The 17,168-nt window shown below is 65.2% G+C and carries 14 protein-coding genes and 1 pseudogene; all 15 read left to right on the forward strand.

Features of this window, described 5'->3' with window-relative positions; translation table 11 throughout:
- Window positions 1-124: 124 nt before the first annotated feature.
- Entirely contained in the window at window positions 125-1,777 is a 1,653-nt protein-coding gene (locus DD559_RS07195) for an electron transfer flavoprotein-ubiquinone oxidoreductase (protein ID WP_116468584.1), read from the forward strand.
- Window positions 1,752-3,338: a tetratricopeptide repeat protein gene (locus DD559_RS07200; protein ID WP_240610157.1), complete on the forward strand. Its 1,587-nt coding sequence runs from the start codon at window positions 1,752-1,754 to the stop codon at window positions 3,336-3,338. Before DD559_RS07195 ends, DD559_RS07200 begins: the two co-directional genes overlap by 26 nt.
- Before the next feature lie 18 nt (window positions 3,339-3,356).
- Window positions 3,357-4,193 carry a 4-(cytidine 5'-diphospho)-2-C-methyl-D-erythritol kinase gene (locus tag DD559_RS07205; RefSeq protein WP_116468585.1) on the forward strand — a complete coding sequence of 279 codons (837 nt, stop codon included), beginning with the start codon at window positions 3,357-3,359 and terminating at the stop codon, window positions 4,191-4,193.
- 236 nt (window positions 4,194-4,429) lie between these two features.
- The gene (locus DD559_RS07210) at window positions 4,430-5,161 is read left to right on the forward strand and encodes an N-formylglutamate amidohydrolase (RefSeq protein ID WP_116468586.1); all 732 of its coding nucleotides are present in this window, start codon (window positions 4,430-4,432) and stop codon (window positions 5,159-5,161) included.
- A gap of 11 nt (window positions 5,162-5,172) precedes the next feature.
- Window positions 5,173-6,894 carry a dihydroxy-acid dehydratase gene (ilvD, locus tag DD559_RS07215; RefSeq protein WP_116468587.1) on the forward strand — a complete coding sequence of 574 codons (1,722 nt, stop codon included), beginning with the start codon at window positions 5,173-5,175 and terminating at the stop codon, window positions 6,892-6,894.
- 44 nt (window positions 6,895-6,938) lie between these two features.
- Complete coding sequence (locus tag DD559_RS07220; protein ID WP_116468588.1) at window positions 6,939-8,342, forward strand: NAD(P)H-hydrate dehydratase; 1,404 nt, start codon at window positions 6,939-6,941, stop codon at window positions 8,340-8,342.
- Entirely contained in the window at window positions 8,339-9,529 is a 1,191-nt protein-coding gene (locus DD559_RS07225) for a class I SAM-dependent RNA methyltransferase (RefSeq protein ID WP_206364563.1), read from the forward strand. Before DD559_RS07220 ends, DD559_RS07225 begins: the two co-directional genes overlap by 4 nt.
- Window positions 9,530-9,677: 148 nt before the next feature.
- Window positions 9,678-10,759: pseudogene (locus DD559_RS07230) on the forward strand (IS630 family transposase).
- A gap of 186 nt (window positions 10,760-10,945) precedes the next feature.
- Window positions 10,946-11,209 carry a hypothetical protein gene (locus tag DD559_RS19615; RefSeq protein ID WP_133243792.1) on the forward strand — a complete coding sequence of 88 codons (264 nt, stop codon included), beginning with the start codon at window positions 10,946-10,948 and terminating at the stop codon, window positions 11,207-11,209.
- A gap of 50 nt (window positions 11,210-11,259) precedes the next feature.
- Complete coding sequence (locus DD559_RS07235; protein ID WP_165831027.1) at window positions 11,260-11,961, forward strand: helix-turn-helix domain-containing protein; 702 nt, start codon at window positions 11,260-11,262, stop codon at window positions 11,959-11,961.
- Between the two features lie 106 nt (window positions 11,962-12,067).
- A complete protein-coding gene (locus DD559_RS07240; protein WP_165831029.1) occupies window positions 12,068-13,552 on the forward strand; it encodes a S41 family peptidase in 1,485 nt (494 codons plus the stop codon).
- Window positions 13,553-13,680: 128 nt separating this feature from the next.
- Entirely contained in the window at window positions 13,681-14,715 is a 1,035-nt protein-coding gene (locus tag DD559_RS07245; RefSeq protein ID WP_116468592.1) for a serine hydrolase domain-containing protein, read from the forward strand.
- Between the two features lie 5 nt (window positions 14,716-14,720).
- Window positions 14,721-15,797, forward strand: a complete 1,077-nt coding sequence (locus tag DD559_RS07250; protein ID WP_206364470.1) for a DUF2268 domain-containing putative Zn-dependent protease — start codon at window positions 14,721-14,723, stop codon at window positions 15,795-15,797.
- Window positions 15,798-15,921: 124 nt separating this feature from the next.
- The gene (locus tag DD559_RS07255; RefSeq protein ID WP_116468593.1) at window positions 15,922-16,761 is read left to right on the forward strand and encodes an AraC family transcriptional regulator; all 840 of its coding nucleotides are present in this window, start codon (window positions 15,922-15,924) and stop codon (window positions 16,759-16,761) included.
- A complete protein-coding gene (locus tag DD559_RS07260) occupies window positions 16,755-17,150 on the forward strand; it encodes a nuclear transport factor 2 family protein (protein ID WP_116468594.1) in 396 nt (131 codons plus the stop codon). Before DD559_RS07255 ends, DD559_RS07260 begins: the two co-directional genes overlap by 7 nt.
- Window positions 17,151-17,168: the final 18 nt, after the last annotated feature.

The following is a 17,168-nucleotide window of genomic DNA, read 5'->3' on the forward strand; positions in this document are numbered from 1 at the left end:
TCCTTTGAATCCCTGTTGACGACAGGGTCAATCTGGCCGCATCGCCTGATAGACAGAACGTTGCGCACGCACGACGACAGGTGCACTGCAGCAACGATAGACCTAAGGATCGAGGGGAACAAGGATGAGCGAACGGGAGTCGATGCCCTATGACGTCGTGATCGTTGGCGCGGGGCCTTCAGGTCTTTCCGCCGCGATCCGGCTCAAGCAACTGGCGAGCGAAGCCGGTGCCGAGCTGTCGGTGTGCGTCCTCGAAAAGGGCTCCGAGGTCGGCGCCCATATCCTTTCCGGTGCGGTGATCGACCCCAGGGCGCTCGACGAACTGCTGCCCGACTGGCGCGAGGATGGCTGTCCGCTGGCACGGACACCCGTGACGGAGAACCATCATTGGGTGCTCAGCGAAAAGGGCAAGTCGGCGTATCCCGAGTTCCTGACGCCGCCCTATCTGCACAACAAGGGCACCTACACCGGCAGCCTGGGCAATCTGTGCCGCTGGCTGGCTGAAAAGGCTGGCGAGATGGGCGTGGAAATCTTCCCCGGTTTCGCGGCTGCGGAAGTGCTGTTCCATGACGACGGCAGCGTGAAGGGGGTCGCAACCGGCGACATGGGCGTCGCCAAGGACGGCAGCCACAAGCCGGACTATCAGCCGGGCCTGGAGATCCACGCGAAATACACCTTCCTGTCCGAAGGTTGCCGTGGCCATCTGTCGAAGCAGTTGATCCGCCAGTTCGCGCTCGATGCAGACAGCCAGCCGCAGGTCTATGGCATCGGCATCAAGGAGCTTTGGGATATCGATCCGGCGCAGCATGTACCCGGGCGGGTGATCCACACCCAGGGCTGGCCGCTGACCGACGGCAGCAATGGCGGCGGCTTCCTCTATCACCAGGCGGACGGCCAGGTGGCGCTCGGCTTCGTGGTGTGGCTGGGCTACAAGAACCCGTGGCTATCGCCCTTCCAGGAAATGCAGCGCTGGAAGACGCATCCCGAAATCGCCGCGATCCTGAAGGGAGGCAAGCGCGTCTCCTATGGCGCGCGGGCGATCTCCGATGGTGGCTGGCAGGCGGTGCCCAAGCTGGTGGCGCCGGGTATGGCGCTGATCGGCGATTCCGCCGGCTTCCTCAATGTGCCCCGCATCAAGGGTACGCACACCGCGATGAAGAGCGGCATGATGGCAGCCGAGGCGGCGTTTGCTGCGGTCCAGGCCGGTCGTTCGGGCGATGAACTAAGCGCCTATACGGAAGCGTATGAGGCGAGCTGGGTCTACAAGGAACTTCGTGGTGTCCGCAATGTGGCGCCTCTGGTGAAGAAGTTCGGCGACACCTGGGGAACGCTGCTCGCGGGGGTGGCGATGTGGAGCGAGCATTTGGGGCTGCGCTGGCCGATCACGATGCAGCACAAGCCCGATAACGAGGGGCTGCTCCGCGCCGACCAGGCGCCGAGGATCGACTATCCCAAGCCCGATGGCGTGCTCACCTTCGACAGGCTTTCCTCGGTGTTCGTCTCCAACACCAATCACGAGGAGGACCAGCCGGTCCATCTGACGTTGAAGGACAAGGATATTCCCATCGGCTACAATCTGCCGATGTACGCCGAGCCTGCGCAGCGTTATTGTCCGGCAGGTGTGTATGAGGTCGTAGGGGAAGGCGATGATCTGCGATTCCAGATCAACGCGCAGAATTGCGTGCACTGCAAAACCTGCGACATCAAGGATCCGACCCAGAACATCAACTGGGTGGTGCCCGAAGGTGGTGGTGGTCCCAATTATCCGAACATGTAGCGCATTCGTTGCGCTTCTGTTCGCGCTTCCGGCAGCGGCGCAATCGGCGGATCTGACCGACTATGTCCGCGCTCGGGCTGCCGATGCGGCGGGAGCGGCGGACGTGGCGGCGCAGGGCTATGCGCGGGCGCTTGCGGTGGCGCCCGATGATCCGGTGCTCGCGTTGCGGGCCTATCGCCAGGCGCTTATGGTTGGCGATGTTCCGCTCGCGACCCGCGCTGCTGCGGTGATGGAGAAGGCGGGTGTCGCCCCGCCCGACGTCGCGATCTTCGAAATGACCGTGGCGCTTTCGGCCGGCGATGCGCCGCGCGCTGCCGATGCCGTCAAGCGGCTGAAGGGAACGCCGTTCGAGTTCCTGATGCCGATCCTTACCGCCTGGCTGGCGCAGGCGCGTGGGCTGGACGGGGTAGCGGTGCTCGATCGCCTGGAAACAGGTGCGCTGGGGCGGCGCTATGCCGCTACCCAGCGTGCCTTGATGCTGATCGCGCAGGGAAAGAACGATTCCGCCGCGTCGGAAGCGACGGCGACCCTTGCCAGCGAGAGTGACGCCGATGCGAGGATCGATCTGGCAATCGTTCGTGGGCGCGATGGTGGACGATCTCTGCTCGATGGCGGCGGGCCCGAATTGGAAGCGGTTGCTCGCCAACTCGCCGCGCCGCGCCCGGCGACGATCGGCTATGGCCTTTCTAGGCTGTTCGCGACGCTTGCTGGAGACCTGACCGGCGAGCGGCTGTCGACCCTCACCATCTTGTTCAGCAGATGCGCGCTCATTCTCGATCCTGTGGACACGCGTTCGCGCATTCTGCTCGCACGCGGGCTCAGCGCTGCCGGTGCACAAGCGCTGGCGCTCCAGGCACTGGACTCGGTGCCGCGCAACAGCCCATTCGCCCGCCGCGCGGCAAGCGTCCGGGTCGCCATATTGCGGGACCTCGGGCACGTCGATGCGGCACTTGCCGATGCGAAGGCGTTGGCGGAAGACCGGGGCGCAACGTCGCAGGATGTGGAGCGCTATGCTGCCTTCCTGAACGCCGCCGGCCATTATGACGCGGCTGCGCGTGTCTACGGCGATGCGCTTCGACGGGGGGAGGATGCGAACCCCGATCTCCATCTCGATCGTGGGGTGGCATTGGCGCGGGCACGGCGCTGGAGCCAGGCGCTGCCCGAACTGCGGAAAGCCGTGGATCTCGCGCCAAACCGGCCGGATGCGCTGCGGACCCTTGGCGCCGGACTGATCGCGCATGGCGGCGATTCCGCTGAAGCGTTGCGCCTGCTCGAACGCGCACGGCGGGTGGCGCCTGACGACGCCGCAGTCGCCGATGCGCTCGGATGGGCGTATCTGCAACAGGGCGACGTTGCCCGCGCCGTGCCGCTGCTGGAGGCGGCAACCCAGGGGGATCCTGCTGGGACGGCGGCGAACGAGCATCTGGGCGATGCCTATTGGCGGCTTGGGCGGCAGTTCGAGGCCCGATATGCATGGCGCGCGGCTGCCATCCATGCCGCACCGGCCGATGCCGACCGGATCGCCCGGAAGCTCTCGCAGGGGCTGACGAGCGCCACGTGAACACGCTAGGGCGTGGCGATGCCTGATTATCCTACCGTCACCGAAGCCGCGCGGGCGAAGCTCAATCTCGCGCTCCATGTCCGCCGTCGCCGGACGGACGGCTATCACGAACTGGAGACGTTGTTCGCATTCGTCGAGCATGGCGACAGCGTTCGCGTTACCCCCGGTGCGGTGGACAGCTTCACTCTGGCAGGCCCATTCGCCGCGGTGCTGGCAGGAGAGGGGGACAATCTCGTCACGCGCGCGGCGATCCGGTTTCGCGATTGCTTTGGCGGCGGTGCGCATATGATTGAACTGGACAAGCACCTGCCGATCGCTTCCGGCATAGGAGGCGGTTCCGCCGATGCGGCGGCAACCTTGCGGGCGCTGGCGAAGCTGCACGGCGTCGCGCTGGACGATCCGCGCCTGATCGGTATCGCCGACGCGCTTGGCTCCGACGTCCCTGCGTGCCTGCTCGGACGGACAGCGTTCGGCCGGGGGCGCGGGGAACGACTCGTGCCGATCCCCGGGCTGCCGGGCACGCCCGTGCTGCTCGTGAATCCTGGTGTCGCAGTGTCGACCGCGGCGGTATTCCAGGCATGGGATGGGATAGATCGCGGTCCGATCAGCACCGGGAACTTACTGGCGGTGGCGCGGGAAGGGCGCAACGACCTCGAACTGCCCGCGTGCGCCATTGCGCCGGCGATTACTGCGGTACTGGCGGCGCTCGCCGCACAACCGGGCGTGCTGTTGTCGCGGATGTCGGGATCGGGGGCTACCTGCTTCGCGCTGTTCGACGATGCTGCCGCGCGGGATGCCGCCGCGGCGGCGCTCCAGCGCCCGCAATGGTGGATCGCTGCCACCAACTTGGTCTGATCCGGTAAGTAAATCTTCAGGCTTCCACGGCATTCTCATGCGCGGCGGATCTGGCGCAAGGCGAACGTCCGCCCTTGGCTCGCGGGTGCGCTCCTTCGGGGGTCCACCCGCGCGCCATCGCGTGACTTGGTGGTCAAGATGGGGCAGACGCCTCCCATGATCGAACGTTGTTGGATCGCGCGCAGCGATCGTGCAGGTCAGTTCCCCTTCCGACAGGGAAGAAACCAGGTGTTCGCATGAGCGTTGCGGAAGTCGTGCCCGGTGGCGTGCGGGACGTGCTGCTTCTGTGCGACCATGCCGTGAACTCCGTGCCCGTCGATATCGCGCTTGGCATCGATCCGGCGCTGCTCGACCTCCACATCGCTCTCGACATCGGCGCGGCGAGCGTCACGCGTTCGCTTGCCGCAAGGCTTGACGCCCCGGCGATACTGGCCACCGTATCGAGGCTCGTCATCGACCTTCATCGCGAAACCGACCATCCGGGCCTGATACCAGTCACCAGCGACGGGCACCGCATACCCGGCAATGAAGCGGTCGACCGTGCCGAGCGGATCGCCCGATTCCATGCCCCCTATCATCGGCTGTTGCGGTCGCAGGTCCGGCAGCAGCGGCCGGGATTGATCCTGTCGATCCACAGTTTCACACCCTGCCTCGAACAATCGGGTACTCCGCGGCCGTGGGAGGTTGGCATCCTCTACAACCGTGACGCCCGTGCCGCCGCGCCTGCGATGGCCTGGTTGCGAGCGCAGGGCATCGTCACCGGTGACAACGAGCCCTATTCCGGCCGTTTGCTCAACGCGACGCTTAACCGCCATGCCGAGGCGCAGGGCATTCCGTCGATCGCGGTCGAAATCCGCAACGACCTTATCCGCGATACAGCCGGCATAGCATTATGGGCAGAGCGGCTGCACGCCCTTACGCTTTTTCTGCGCAACACTCTTGCGCGAAAGGGTGTTCTCGCGACATAGGCTTGCGCGCCATGACCAACCGATTCGACAAGTCCAAGCTCCCCAGCCGCCACGTCTCCGTGGGGCCCGAGCGCGCGCCGCACCGCAGCTATTACTATGCTATGGGGATTTCCGAGGAGGATATCGCCAAGCCGTTCGTCGCGCTCGCCAGCGCCGGCAACGATAGCGCGCCGTGCAACACCACCCTCGATTTCCAGGCGGACGCCGCCCGCCAGGGCGTGATCGCGGGTGGCGGCATGCCGCGGCGGTTCAACACCATCACGGTGACCGACGGCATCGCCATGGGCCATCAGGGGATGAAATCCTCGCTGGTCAGCCGCGAGGTGATCGCCGACTCCGTCGAGCTCAGCGTGCGCGGGCATTGCTACGATGCGCTGGTAGCCTTTGCCGGCTGCGACAAGTCGCTGCCGGGCATGATGATGGCGATGCTCCGCCTGAACATCCCGTCGATCTTCGTCTATGGCGGCTCGATCCTGCCGGGCCGCTACGAGGATCGTGACGTCACTGTGGTCGACGTGTTCGAGGCGGTGGGCAAGTTCGCTGCCGGCAACTGCCCGCTCAAGGACCTGACCGCGCTCGAGAAGGTCGCCTGCCCGGGCCACGGCGCGTGCGGCGGGCAGTTCACCGCCAACACCATGGCCTGCGTCGGCGAGGCGATGGGTTTGTCTTTGCCGAACAGCAATATGGTGCCCGCTCCATACAAGAGTCGTGAAGAGATCGCGATCGCGGCGGGCGTGCAGGTGATGGACCTGCTGGAGAAGAACATCCGTCCGCGCGACATCGCGACGCGCGCTGCCTTCATCAACGCCGCGCGCGTGGTCGCGGCAACCGGCGGGTCGACCAACGCGGCGCTGCATTTGCCGGCAATGGCCAACGAGGCCGGCATCGACTTCGATCTTCACGACGTTGCAGAGGCTTTCAAATCAACGCCCTATATCGCAGACCTCAAGCCGGGTGGCAGGTATGTCGCCAAGGACATGCACGAGGCAGGCGGCGTCTATATGCTGATGAAGACGATGCTAGCCAACGGCCTGCTCGACGGCAGCTGCCTGACCGTTACCGGTAAGACGCTGGGCGAGAATATCGACGAGGTGACCTGGAACCCCGAGCAGAAGGTGATCTACGACGTGAAGACCCCGCTCTCGCCGACGGGCGGTGTGGTCGGTCTGCGCGGCACGCTCGCGCCCGAGGGCGCGATCGTGAAGGTTGCGGGGATGAAGCGGCTCCAGTTCGAAGGGCCGGCCCGCGTGTTCGATTGTGAGGAGGATGCCTTCCAGGCGGTGGAGCACCGCCAGATCAATGAGGGCGAGGTCATCATCATCCGCTATGAAGGGCCGAAGGGCGGTCCCGGCATGCGCGAGATGCTGTCGACCACCGCGGCGCTCTATGGTCTCGGCATGGGCGAGAAGGTGGCACTGATCACCGATGGGCGTTTCTCGGGCGCAACGCGCGGCTTCTGCATCGGCCATGTCGGCCCCGAAGCGGCCGAAGGCGGACCGATCGCGCTGGTGGAGAATGGAGACACCATCCTCATCGATGCCGAGGCGGGGACGATCGACCTGGTCGTTGCGGAGGATGTGCTGGCCGAACGCCGTGCCCGCTGGCAGCCGCGGGTGAACGATTATCAGGCGGGGGCACTGTATCGCTATGCCCAGAATGTTGGTCCAGCGTTCCAGGGCGCGGTTACCCACCCCGGCGCCAAAGCGGAGCGGCACGTTTACGCCGACATCTGACGCGCGCGCTATGCGGTGAAGGGGATCGGGGCTAAGGACGGGGGATGATACCGCCCGGTGCCCCGATCCTCACCGCCGATGCGATGCGTGCCGCCGAAGAAGCCGCATTTGCGCGCGGCATCTCCCAGGACGAATTGATGGAGCGTGCCGGTGCCGCCGTCGCGCGTGAGGCAGTGCGCTTCGCTATGGGACGGCCGGTGCTGGTGCTTGCAGGCCCCGGCAATAATGGCGGCGATGCCTATGTGGTTGCACGCCATTTGCGGCAGGCCGGGCTGGATGTGCTGGTCGCGGCATCGGGCGCGCCGAGGCACGGTGCCGCCGAACGGATGCACGCGCGCTGGGAGGGGCCGACCACGTCGCTCTACGGCGCGCCGGTGCGGTCGGTACTGATCGACGGGCTGTTCGGAACCGGCGTAACGCGCCCGCTGGAGCGTAGTATCGCCGCTGTCTTTGCCGAACTGGTGCGCGGCGCCGATTTCACCCTGGCGATCGATCTGCCTTCAGGGATGGATACGGATAGCGGTGCGGAACTGGGCGCCCCCCGCGGTATCGACGCGACGATCGCGCTCGGTGCGCTCAAGCCCGCCCATGTCCTGGATGACGGACTGTCGCGCTGCGGCCATGTGCTGCTCGCGGATATCGGTATTCCTGTCGAAACGGGCTGGTACAGCGTTTGCCGACCAGCGCTGGAGATGCCGGGGCCGCAGAGCCATAAATACAGCCGGGGTCTCGTTGCGATCGTCGAGGGCGCGATGCCAGGGGCAGGCCGCCTCGCGGCGCGGGCGGCGATGGCCGGCGGTGCGGGCTATGTCATGCTTGTCGGCCAGACGCCGGTTGGACCTGCACCCGACGCACTGGTTTGCCGGGCGATCGACGATGCGGATGATCTCGCTGATTTCCTCGCCGGCGATCGGATCGATGCGGTGGTGCTGGGGCCCGGCCTCGGCCGCGACCGCCGGGCGGAGTCGTTTCTGCGCGCCAGTCTCGCGGTCGACAAGCCGATGGTGCTGGATGGCGATGCGCTCAGCCTGCTGGGCACCGGCGCTGCGGCATCGCTGGCCGCGCGCGAGGCGCCAGTATGGATCACGCCCCATGCCGGGGAGTTCGATCGGATGTTCGGCGGCGCCGGCAGCAAGATCGATCGGACGTTGGAGGCGGCGGCAGCGAGCGGTGCCACCGTCGTCCACAAGGGTGGCGATACGGTGATTGCCGGGCCGGACGGCAGTGTCCGGGTCTTGACGGGGGCCTCGCCTTGGCTGTCGACGGCAGGCACCGGCGATGTCCTGGCCGGCATATTGGGCGCGCAGGTCGGTCAGGGCAGTAGCGGCGTCGACGCCGCCGCTGCGGCGGTATGGCTGCACGGCCGCGCGGCACAGCTTGCGGGACCGGCCTTTTTCGCCGATCAGCTCGTCGCGGAATTGCCGGAAGCGATCGGGGAATGTCTTTGAGCGAAGTGGAAGTGGTGCGTGTCGCCGCACGGGGCGACGGCGTCACCAGCGATGGTCGGCACGTCGCGCTCACGGCGCCGGGGGATTGGGTGCGGGACGATGGCACGATCCGCGCCGGACCGCATCACCAGATACCGCCCTGCCGCCATTTCCCGTTGTGCGGGGGCTGCCAACTACAGCATCTCGACGATGTCGCCTGGAGCAGTTTCCTTGTCGACCGTGTCGCATCTGCACTCGCCGCGCAAGGGCTGGAAACGGAGATCCGCACGCCGGAGCTTTCGCCGCCGCGCACCCGGCGGCGGGCGACGCTTCATGCAGAACGGCGCGGCAAGCAGGTGCGTATCGGCTTCTCCGAAGCGGGCAGCCACAAGCTAATCGACCTGGCAGAATGTCAGGTGCTGGCACCACCGCTCTTTGCGCTGCTATCCCCGCTGCGCCGCTTGTTCGCGACGCTGCTGCCCGATGCGCGACGGGTGAACGTGCATCTGGCGATGAGCGATCAAGGGCGCGATGTGCTGGTCGAAGGGATCGATCCCGAGGGACTGGCTGCGGCGGAATCGATCACCGCCTTTGCCGAGGCGGAAGGGCTGGCGCGCTTCGCCATTGACGAGGGCTTCGGCCCGACGGCGCGCTGGGAGCCAACGCCTGTTACGATCAGCCTTGGCGGTGTTGCGGTTCCGCTGCCGAGCGGCAGCTTTCTCCAAGCGACTCCCGAGGGGGAGGCGGCACTCGTCGCGGCCGTTCGGGAGGTCGCGGGCGAAGCGGGGACGATCGCGGACCTGTTCGCAGGGCTCGGCACCTTCACCTTCGCGCTGGGCAGTGCGCGGGTTTATGCCGGTGAAGCGTCGCGAGATGCTATCCTGGCGCTCAAGGCCGCCGCCGGCGCCGCGGGACGGCAGGTGTTCGGCGATCATCGCGACCTATTCCGACGTCCGCTGACGAGCGTGGAACTCGACAGGTTCGAGGTGGTGGTGCTCGATCCTCCGCGTGCCGGAGCGCGCGAACAGGCCCAGGCGCTGGCCGGCAGCAAAGCTCCGAAAGTGGCGTATGTTTCTTGTAATCCCAGTACCTTTGCACGGGATGCAGAAATTCTATGCAAAGGTGGCTATCGGCTGGATTGGGTGCAGCCTGTCGGCCAGTTCCGGTGGTCCACCCATGTCGAGTTGGTGGCACGGTTCAGCCGATAGCTAGGCATGTAATGGGCAAGAGCGCGGCAGACCGGCCCGGCCGATTTCTCAAACGGTGTCTTATACCAAGGCTCAGAGATGGTGACTCGCGGGGCTTGCCAGGCGGTCTGCGTCTTGATTCAAGATGGCAAACGGATTGGAGTTTGCCATGCCGATCGCCCTTCGCACGGATTTCGACGCCGCCTCGGTGAGGAAGGCGGCGCGCCAATCCAAAGACGGTGCACAAACCCGGCGCTTGCTTGCGTTGGCGGCGATTTATGACGGGGCGAGCCGGACCGAGGCAGCTCGGATCGGCGGGGTTACGTTGCAGATCGTGCGGGACTGGGTAGTGAAGTTCAACGCGGCCGGCCCAGGCGGGCTGGTCGACCGTAAGGCACCAGGGCAGCCGTCGATCCTCAACGCGACCCACCGCGCGGCGCTGGTCGAGGCAATCGAGCGAGGTCCGATCCCTGCTGTCCACGGTGTGCTGCGCTGGCGGATCATCGATCTGGCGCAGATGTTGTGGGACGACTTCGCCGTGTCGGTATCGCGGCCAACCCTGAGCCGGGAGTTACGGGCGCTGGGCTATCGCAAGCTCTCGGCACGGCCCAAGCACCACGCTCAGGACCCGGACGCGATCGAAGCCTTCAAAAAGGGGGCTTTGCCGCCGAACTGGACAAGGTCAGGGCCTCCCTCCCGCGCGGCACGCCGATAGAGATCTGGTTCCAGAGCCTGCCCCGGACTTGATCCGGGGACGAGGCTCGGATCGGGCAGAAGAACAAGATCACGCGGCGATGGGCGAAGCGGGGGCCCCGGCCTTCGGCACCGCACGACCAGCGTACCAAATCCGCCTATATCTTCGGTGCGATCTGCCCGCACGAAGGCAAAGCGGCAGGCTTGGTGCTGCCGCTCTGCAACACCGACACCATGAACCTGCACCTGGCGGAGATCGCCCTGCACGTCGCGCCTGGCGCACACGCGGTCCTGCTCATGGACCAGGCCGGTTGGCACCGAACGCCGAAGCTTCACGTCCCACCCAACATCTCGATCGTCACGATTCCATCGAAGAGCCCAGAGCTCAATCCGCAGGAGAAGGTCTGGCAGTTCCTGCGCGACAACTGGCTGTCGAACCGCGTCTTCGGCTCCTACGACGAGATCGTCGACCAGTGCTGCGACGCCTGGAACAGGCTCGTTGACCAGCCATGGCGCATCATGTCCCTCGGACTCCGTGCATGGGCGCACGGGTCGTGATCACTGAATCTTGGTATAAGTTGCCGATAATAGTCTGGTACCATCGAAAGTACCATCAGTCCTTCGATCCGATTTTGTCGCGATGAGCGGGGGAGGGGCAAAGGTTACAGGGGAGCTTAAAGGCAAGGGCGCTCTCCCGAATCGTTCGAAGGGCTGGTAGTCTTGTAGACACCAAGCAGGGTCAGCATGTCGTCCGCATCCGATCGCGGCCTGCCCGCCGCAACGATCGCGCCGAAATTCCAGGGCGTGGCGGGACGAATGGATTGGTCATGCGGAGTGGCTTGGCGTCGCAAGCCCCCGTTTGCCGCGCATATTGTCGTGCCCATCATGCGCAACGGCGGGATGATACCGGTCGCCGATCGAGTAGCAGGCAGCCACTGCCATAATCGTCGAGCGCACATCTTCCGCCGATTGTCCTTTCATGCTTTCAGCGCGAAAGTCTCGGCATGAGCGTACATTTCGAATCACTGCGGATCAGTCGCTATCCGGCGTGCTCCTCGATGACGGAACATGTGCACGATGAGCCTAGCCTATGCATCCTGATTTCCGGCGCCTATGAAGAAAACATTCGCGGACGGCGTGACGTCTATTTGGCCGGAAACCTGTCTTTCTGTCCGGCGCATGAGCCGCATTCGCAATCTATCGGCCGAGCCGGCGCTGCGAAGCTGCTGCTGAATCCCACACGCTCCGGCATGGAAATACTTTCTGCCCATGCTCATCTCGACGATGCGCCGGCGATCCGTGGCGAGGCTGTCGCGACAATCGGTCGCCGGATGGTGGCTGAAATGTCGATCGATGACCCATTCTCGGCAATCGCGATCGAGGGGCTCGGCTGCGAATTGGTGGCGATCTTCGCCAGGTCGACCGCGCGGCAGCACGACACGCCGGCGCGCTGGCTGCGGGATGCCTGCGACTATATGGCGGCGCACGCCTGCGAGGCGCGGAGCCTGGGTGATATCGCGGCAGCGGTGGACTGCGACCCGGTCCGCCTGTCGCGCGGCTTTCGACGTGCGCACGGGCACAGCATCGGCGAGCACCAACGCAAGCTGCGCGTTGCGGCGGCGTCCGAACTGCTTGCGACGAGCACGATGCCGCTCGCCGAGGTTGCCCAGGCTTGCGGTTTCTACGATCAGGCGCATCTGACACGCAGCTTCAAGGCGGTGGTCGGCTGCACGCCCGCGGTCTTTCGGAAAGGCGTCTGACGTACAATTGTCCGCTGCGTCCAAGACGGAGGTGCGGAGGGCGGCTTAGCAGGCTGCATATCCGGAGGAGAACGCGGCTATGACCTCACCCCGAACGCGCGGAAGCATGAAGTTGCTGGCGGCCATGTGTATCCTCGGCCTATCGCTGCAGGTGGCCTCTGCGCAGGACGTCGGATCAGGGTTTCGTCGAGCCGATTGGCTTGAGGACTTCCAGCAGCTTAAGGCCCGGCTCGAGCGCGAGTACGTCAATCTCGCCTGGATGGGATCGCCGCAAAGCGGCATCGATGTGCCGCGCCTGGAACGGCGCACTCGGGATGCGCTGGCCACGGCTGCAACGGACAGCGAAGCGGAAAAGGCGCTGCTCGATTTCGTGGCAGGATTTCGCGACGGGCATCTGTCGCCCTTGCCCCGACTGACCGCGCCGACCGTCGCGGTCGCCGCCGAACCGGAAGATGCGGCGCTGGTCCCCGGGGACGCGCGCACCGGCTGCGCAGCGCTCGGCTATGCTGCGACCAGCCCGATCGCGTTTTCGCTGCCGTTCGAAAGCCTGCCGGGCTTCGTCTTGCTCGGTGACGGGCTGGGCGCGCCCTTCCGTAGTGGCCTGATCCCTGGGCCGGACGGCCGCAGGATTGGGATCGTTCGTATCCAGGCGTTCCGGTCGACCGCGTTTCCAGTGACGTGCACGCGTGCCTGGGCTGCGCTCGAAGCTGCCGGCAAGCCGCTTGCTCGTCGTGCAATCGAGGACGGGGCGAGCGACCTGTGGTTCGCCGCCCTTGCCGAGGCGCTGGCAAAGCTGCGCGAGCAAAAGGCCGTCGCGGTGCTCGTGGACGTCGGCAACAATAGCGGCGGCGATGATAGCGGGGACTGGATGCCGCGCATGTTCACCGATCGCACCGTCACGTCCGCGCCGCTTTGGATGATCGACGCGCCTGTCTCGGCCAAATATTTCGACGAGCAGATCCGCTCGATGAACCGAGGTTTGGCAGCCAAGCCCGAGGCCGATGCCGTCAGGGGACTGGAGCAGGCGCGCAGTTTCTTCGAAGCCGCAAAAGCACGTATCGGAAAGCAGCGCTGCGATCTCTCCTGGGTCTGGACCGAACAACGCCCTTGGAATCGGGACGGGTGCAACAATCTCCTCGCGGCCGGCTCCGCAGGCGGCTTTATGCGCAGCCTGCCGAAAGGCGCCTATGGCGATCGCGAACTGGCGAGCCGGCTTTCCTGGTCCGCCGCCATCGCGCCGAATTTCGGCGCCTGGACAGGCCCGGTCTATGTCCTCGCGGATAAGCGCAGCTTTTCCGCTGCGGAGATGTTCGTGGCGACGATGAAGGACAACGGCATCGCGAAGGTGCTTGGCGCGCGTACCGGGGGGGATGGATGCGGATTCATGGCGGATGGCGATCCCCTGGTCCTGACCCATTCGCAACTGCGATTCCGTGTCCCGAATTGCATGCGGCTCCGCGCCGACGGCACGGACGAGGTTGCAGGCATCGCGCCCGATTTCCCGATCGTGCCGATGCAGGGCGAGAGCGCGCGGGCGCGGGCGGGACGCGCACTCGCGGTGATCGCCGGTGACCTTTCGACGGCCAGGTAACTACCCCGCTGCTTTTCCGCCCTGTATGCCTGCCGTATCAGTTCCGGACAAATGCACGAGGGAGAATGCAAGTGAATCGCGCATCTACAGGGTCGCGCGCTGTCCTCTCCATTCTCCCTGCATTGCTGATGCTGGTGTCGGCGGCTCCGCTACCAATGCAGGCCGCCGCGCCGGATCGGCTGCTCGATGCGCTGCTCGCGCGCTTCGACACGGATGCGCATCCCGACCTGAAGGGCGTGGTCGTCCTGCGGGACGGCAAGATCATCGCCGAGCGCTATTATAATGGCGAGACGGCCGATACGCTGCATGACATCCGTTCGGCCGGGAAGAGCATTACTGCCTTGCTGGTTGGTATCGCGATCGACCGGCGGCGTATCGGTAGCGTGGACGATAGCGTCGCGCGCTATTGGCCAGACGCGCGCGGTAGCGCGATCGGTGCGGTGCATCTGCGCGACGTGCTGACCATGCGCTCTGGCCTCGCTGCCTTCGATGAAGATCCAGCCTCGCCCGGCAATGAAGACAGGATGGACGAAGCCGCCAATCCCCTAACGTTCGTTCTGTCTATACCCCGGGGAGATCCGCCAGGGACGCGCTATCGCTACAATTCGGTCACGGCCTACACCGCCGGTGTCGTAGTCGCGAAAGCTACGGGAGGCACGCTTGCGGACTTCGCGCGCACGGCCCTGTTCGCGCCGCTCGGTATTCGCCGCTGGGAATGGGCCACCGATCGCGCAGGCTATACCAAGGGCCAGGGCAATCTGTCGCTGACCGCCCGCGGAATGGCCAACATCGGCGAGATGGTGCGCGAGGGTGGGCAATTCCACGGCCGCCGCATTGTCAGTGCGCGCTGGGTCCGCGACGCGCTGGCGCCGAAGGTCTCCATTGCCGACAGCGATCCCTATGCCGACGGCTATGGATATTTCTGGTACGCCAAGACCTTGACGATTGGCGGCAAGCCCATCGCGGTTTCGTTCGCCTCGGGCAACGGCGGCAACAAGATCTACATCGTGCCCAGCCGGCGCCTCGTCGTCGCGATTACCTCCAGTGCGTACGGCCACGGCTACGGGCAGCGCCGCTCCCAGGCGATACTCACGGCGTTGCTGGCCGCTGATGGCGAAGATCGCGCCAGATGGAATGCCACCTCCAGCGGAACAGGAGACTAACCGGCATGATGCGCAGTTTCGTGCTGGCAGTTACGGGCCTCGTCGCGGCCGTCGCCCCTTCTCCGGCGCAAAACGGCGCGGCGCAACCTCAGCGGTCCCATGCCGCCGTAACAACCGCGCAGGCTGTCTATGACGACGATATCATCCGGTTCTGGCGGGCGTTCGATGCGGTCACGGCCACCACAGACCCGGCAGAACGCCTTCGTTTGATTCAAACGATCTACATCGACCCCGGCACGCCGGGGCTCCACGCGCTCATGACAGCGCGGCGCTATACGGCGCAGCAATATGTCGATGCGATCGTCAAATGGCCGAAATTCTGGAAATCCATCAGGCCTCTGACCGCGCGCTCTCAATTGGCGGCGTCGACCCTAAAAGACGATATCGCCCGGTTCCGACGTCTGTATGCGGAGCTCCGCCCTGCGACGATCACCTATGCGATCGGGGTTTTGCGCACCGGCGGCACGACGACCGGTAACAAAGTCCTGATCGGAGCGGAGCTGGCGCTGGGGGATGAAACGGTCGATGTGTCCGAGTTGCCGGAGCCTCTGCAGAACCGGCTGCGCATCTTCTTCCGCTCCCGCCCCTTCGCGAACAACGCACAGAATAATATCCACGAATATGTCCACACACAGCAGCAGGAGACTCAGGAAACCCTGGCACAACAGGCACTGCGGGAGGGCGTCGCAGATCTGGTCGCGGAATTGATCACCAACCGGAAGCCCGCATTGCCGGTATATACCTACGGGCCTGCCCATGATGCCGCCATTCGGCAGCAGTTTATGGCAGATATGCGGGGGACCAACTATGATAACTGGCTCTGGAATGGGTCGGACAATCCGTTCGGGGTAGGCGACCTCGGCTATTATGTCGGCTATAGCATCGCGCGCCGCTACTATGACGGCGCGTCCGACAAGCGCCGTGCGATCCGCGAACTGATCGAATTGCCCTATGACGACCCAGCGGCGGTGAATGCGTTGATCGAGCGTTCAGGATATCTGGCCGGCAACATCGATTCCGCCACGCATGGGGCGTCCAGTATGCGCAATCGTCCCGCTGCCTTCGCCAGCGTCCGCCCTTAAGCCAGTCGAGCTTCTCGCAGCGGTTAAAGTGCGCGCTCCTGCCGCTCCGAAAAGGGCAAGATCGGGACCGTAACCGCGGGAGTGATGCGCTATTGTTGCCAAGCACGCAGTGGAGGCGAGGACGATGGATGGCTGGATCGCGCGAATGGAGAATGCCCTGGCGACACTGGCAGCGCGACTGGACGATCCGCCACCGCTTGAGGAACTGGCCAGCGCGGCGAACGTGTCGCCGTTCCATTTCCACCGCATCTGGCGCGCGATGACCGGGGAGACGGTCGCCCGCACCGTCACGCGATTGCGGATCGCCAGCGCGCAGCAGCGCCTGGCCGAGCCGGATGCCTCGATCACCTCTGTTGCCATGGAAACCGGGTTCGGCACATCGCAGAGCTTCGCCCGGGCATTCCGCCGAGTAACAGGAATGTCCCCGACCGAGTTCCTGTCGAACGGCGCCGAGCGGATTACCGCCGCGACGGCTGAAGGCGCGCCTTTGCGTATCGAGCTTCGCGAACGCGCGGAGCTGGTGGTACTGCGCAGGGAAGGGGGCGCGTATCGCGAACTGAACGAACTTTTCTGGCAGCTGTGGAACTGGGCTGAAGGCGCAGGCAAGCTGGACGGTCTGCAAGGCATCTATGGTATCCCGCTCGACGATCCGGTCAGCATCGAGGAGCATCACCTTCGCTACGATGCCTGTCTCGCGTTCACCGATCCCGGCAAGCCTCCCGCCGCGTTCGCGCGGGTAACGCTGCCTGCCGGCGACTATGCGATTGTCCGACACCACGGTAGTTACGAGGGCCTGGAGGCGTCAAACCAGCGCGCGATCGACGCGCTACTGGCATTGGCGCGCGATCCCGCCGACTTTCCCCTATTTCACCACTTTCTCGACGATCCCGAGGAGGTGGCGCCCGAGGCGCTGCGTACCGACATCCTGATCCGCCTCGTTCCGGCAGAGAACCGGCCATGCTGAGCCTCGCGCTCCTGCTGGCGGCATCCGCGCCCCAGACGCCGCGCGTGGTGGTGACGGCGATGTTCGAGGCATTCAATCGCCACGATGTGCACGCGATGGCGCAGCTCTATGCGCCGGATGCCCGCCTCACATCGTCCGATTTCTGCGCCGCCCGTGGTCGAGACGACGTGGTGCGGACCTATGACGCTCTGTTTGCGACCTATCCGGATATCCGCGACCAGATCGAGACCATGGTTGTGGAAGGGGATCGCGTCGCCGTGCGCTTCCTGGCGACGAGTCGGTCCCGCGCGCTGGCGATGCCGGTGCAAACGATGATCCGGGTCCGGGATGGGCTGATCGTCGAAGATCATTCAATCTTCGACGCCGGAGGCGGGCGTTGCCAGCCCTGACCGTGTCGCTGCCCTGGG

It is taken from the genome of Sphingomonas pokkalii, assembly GCF_003096275.1.
In the GTDB taxonomy this organism is placed as follows: Bacteria; Pseudomonadota; Alphaproteobacteria; order Sphingomonadales; family Sphingomonadaceae; genus Sphingomonas; species Sphingomonas pokkalii.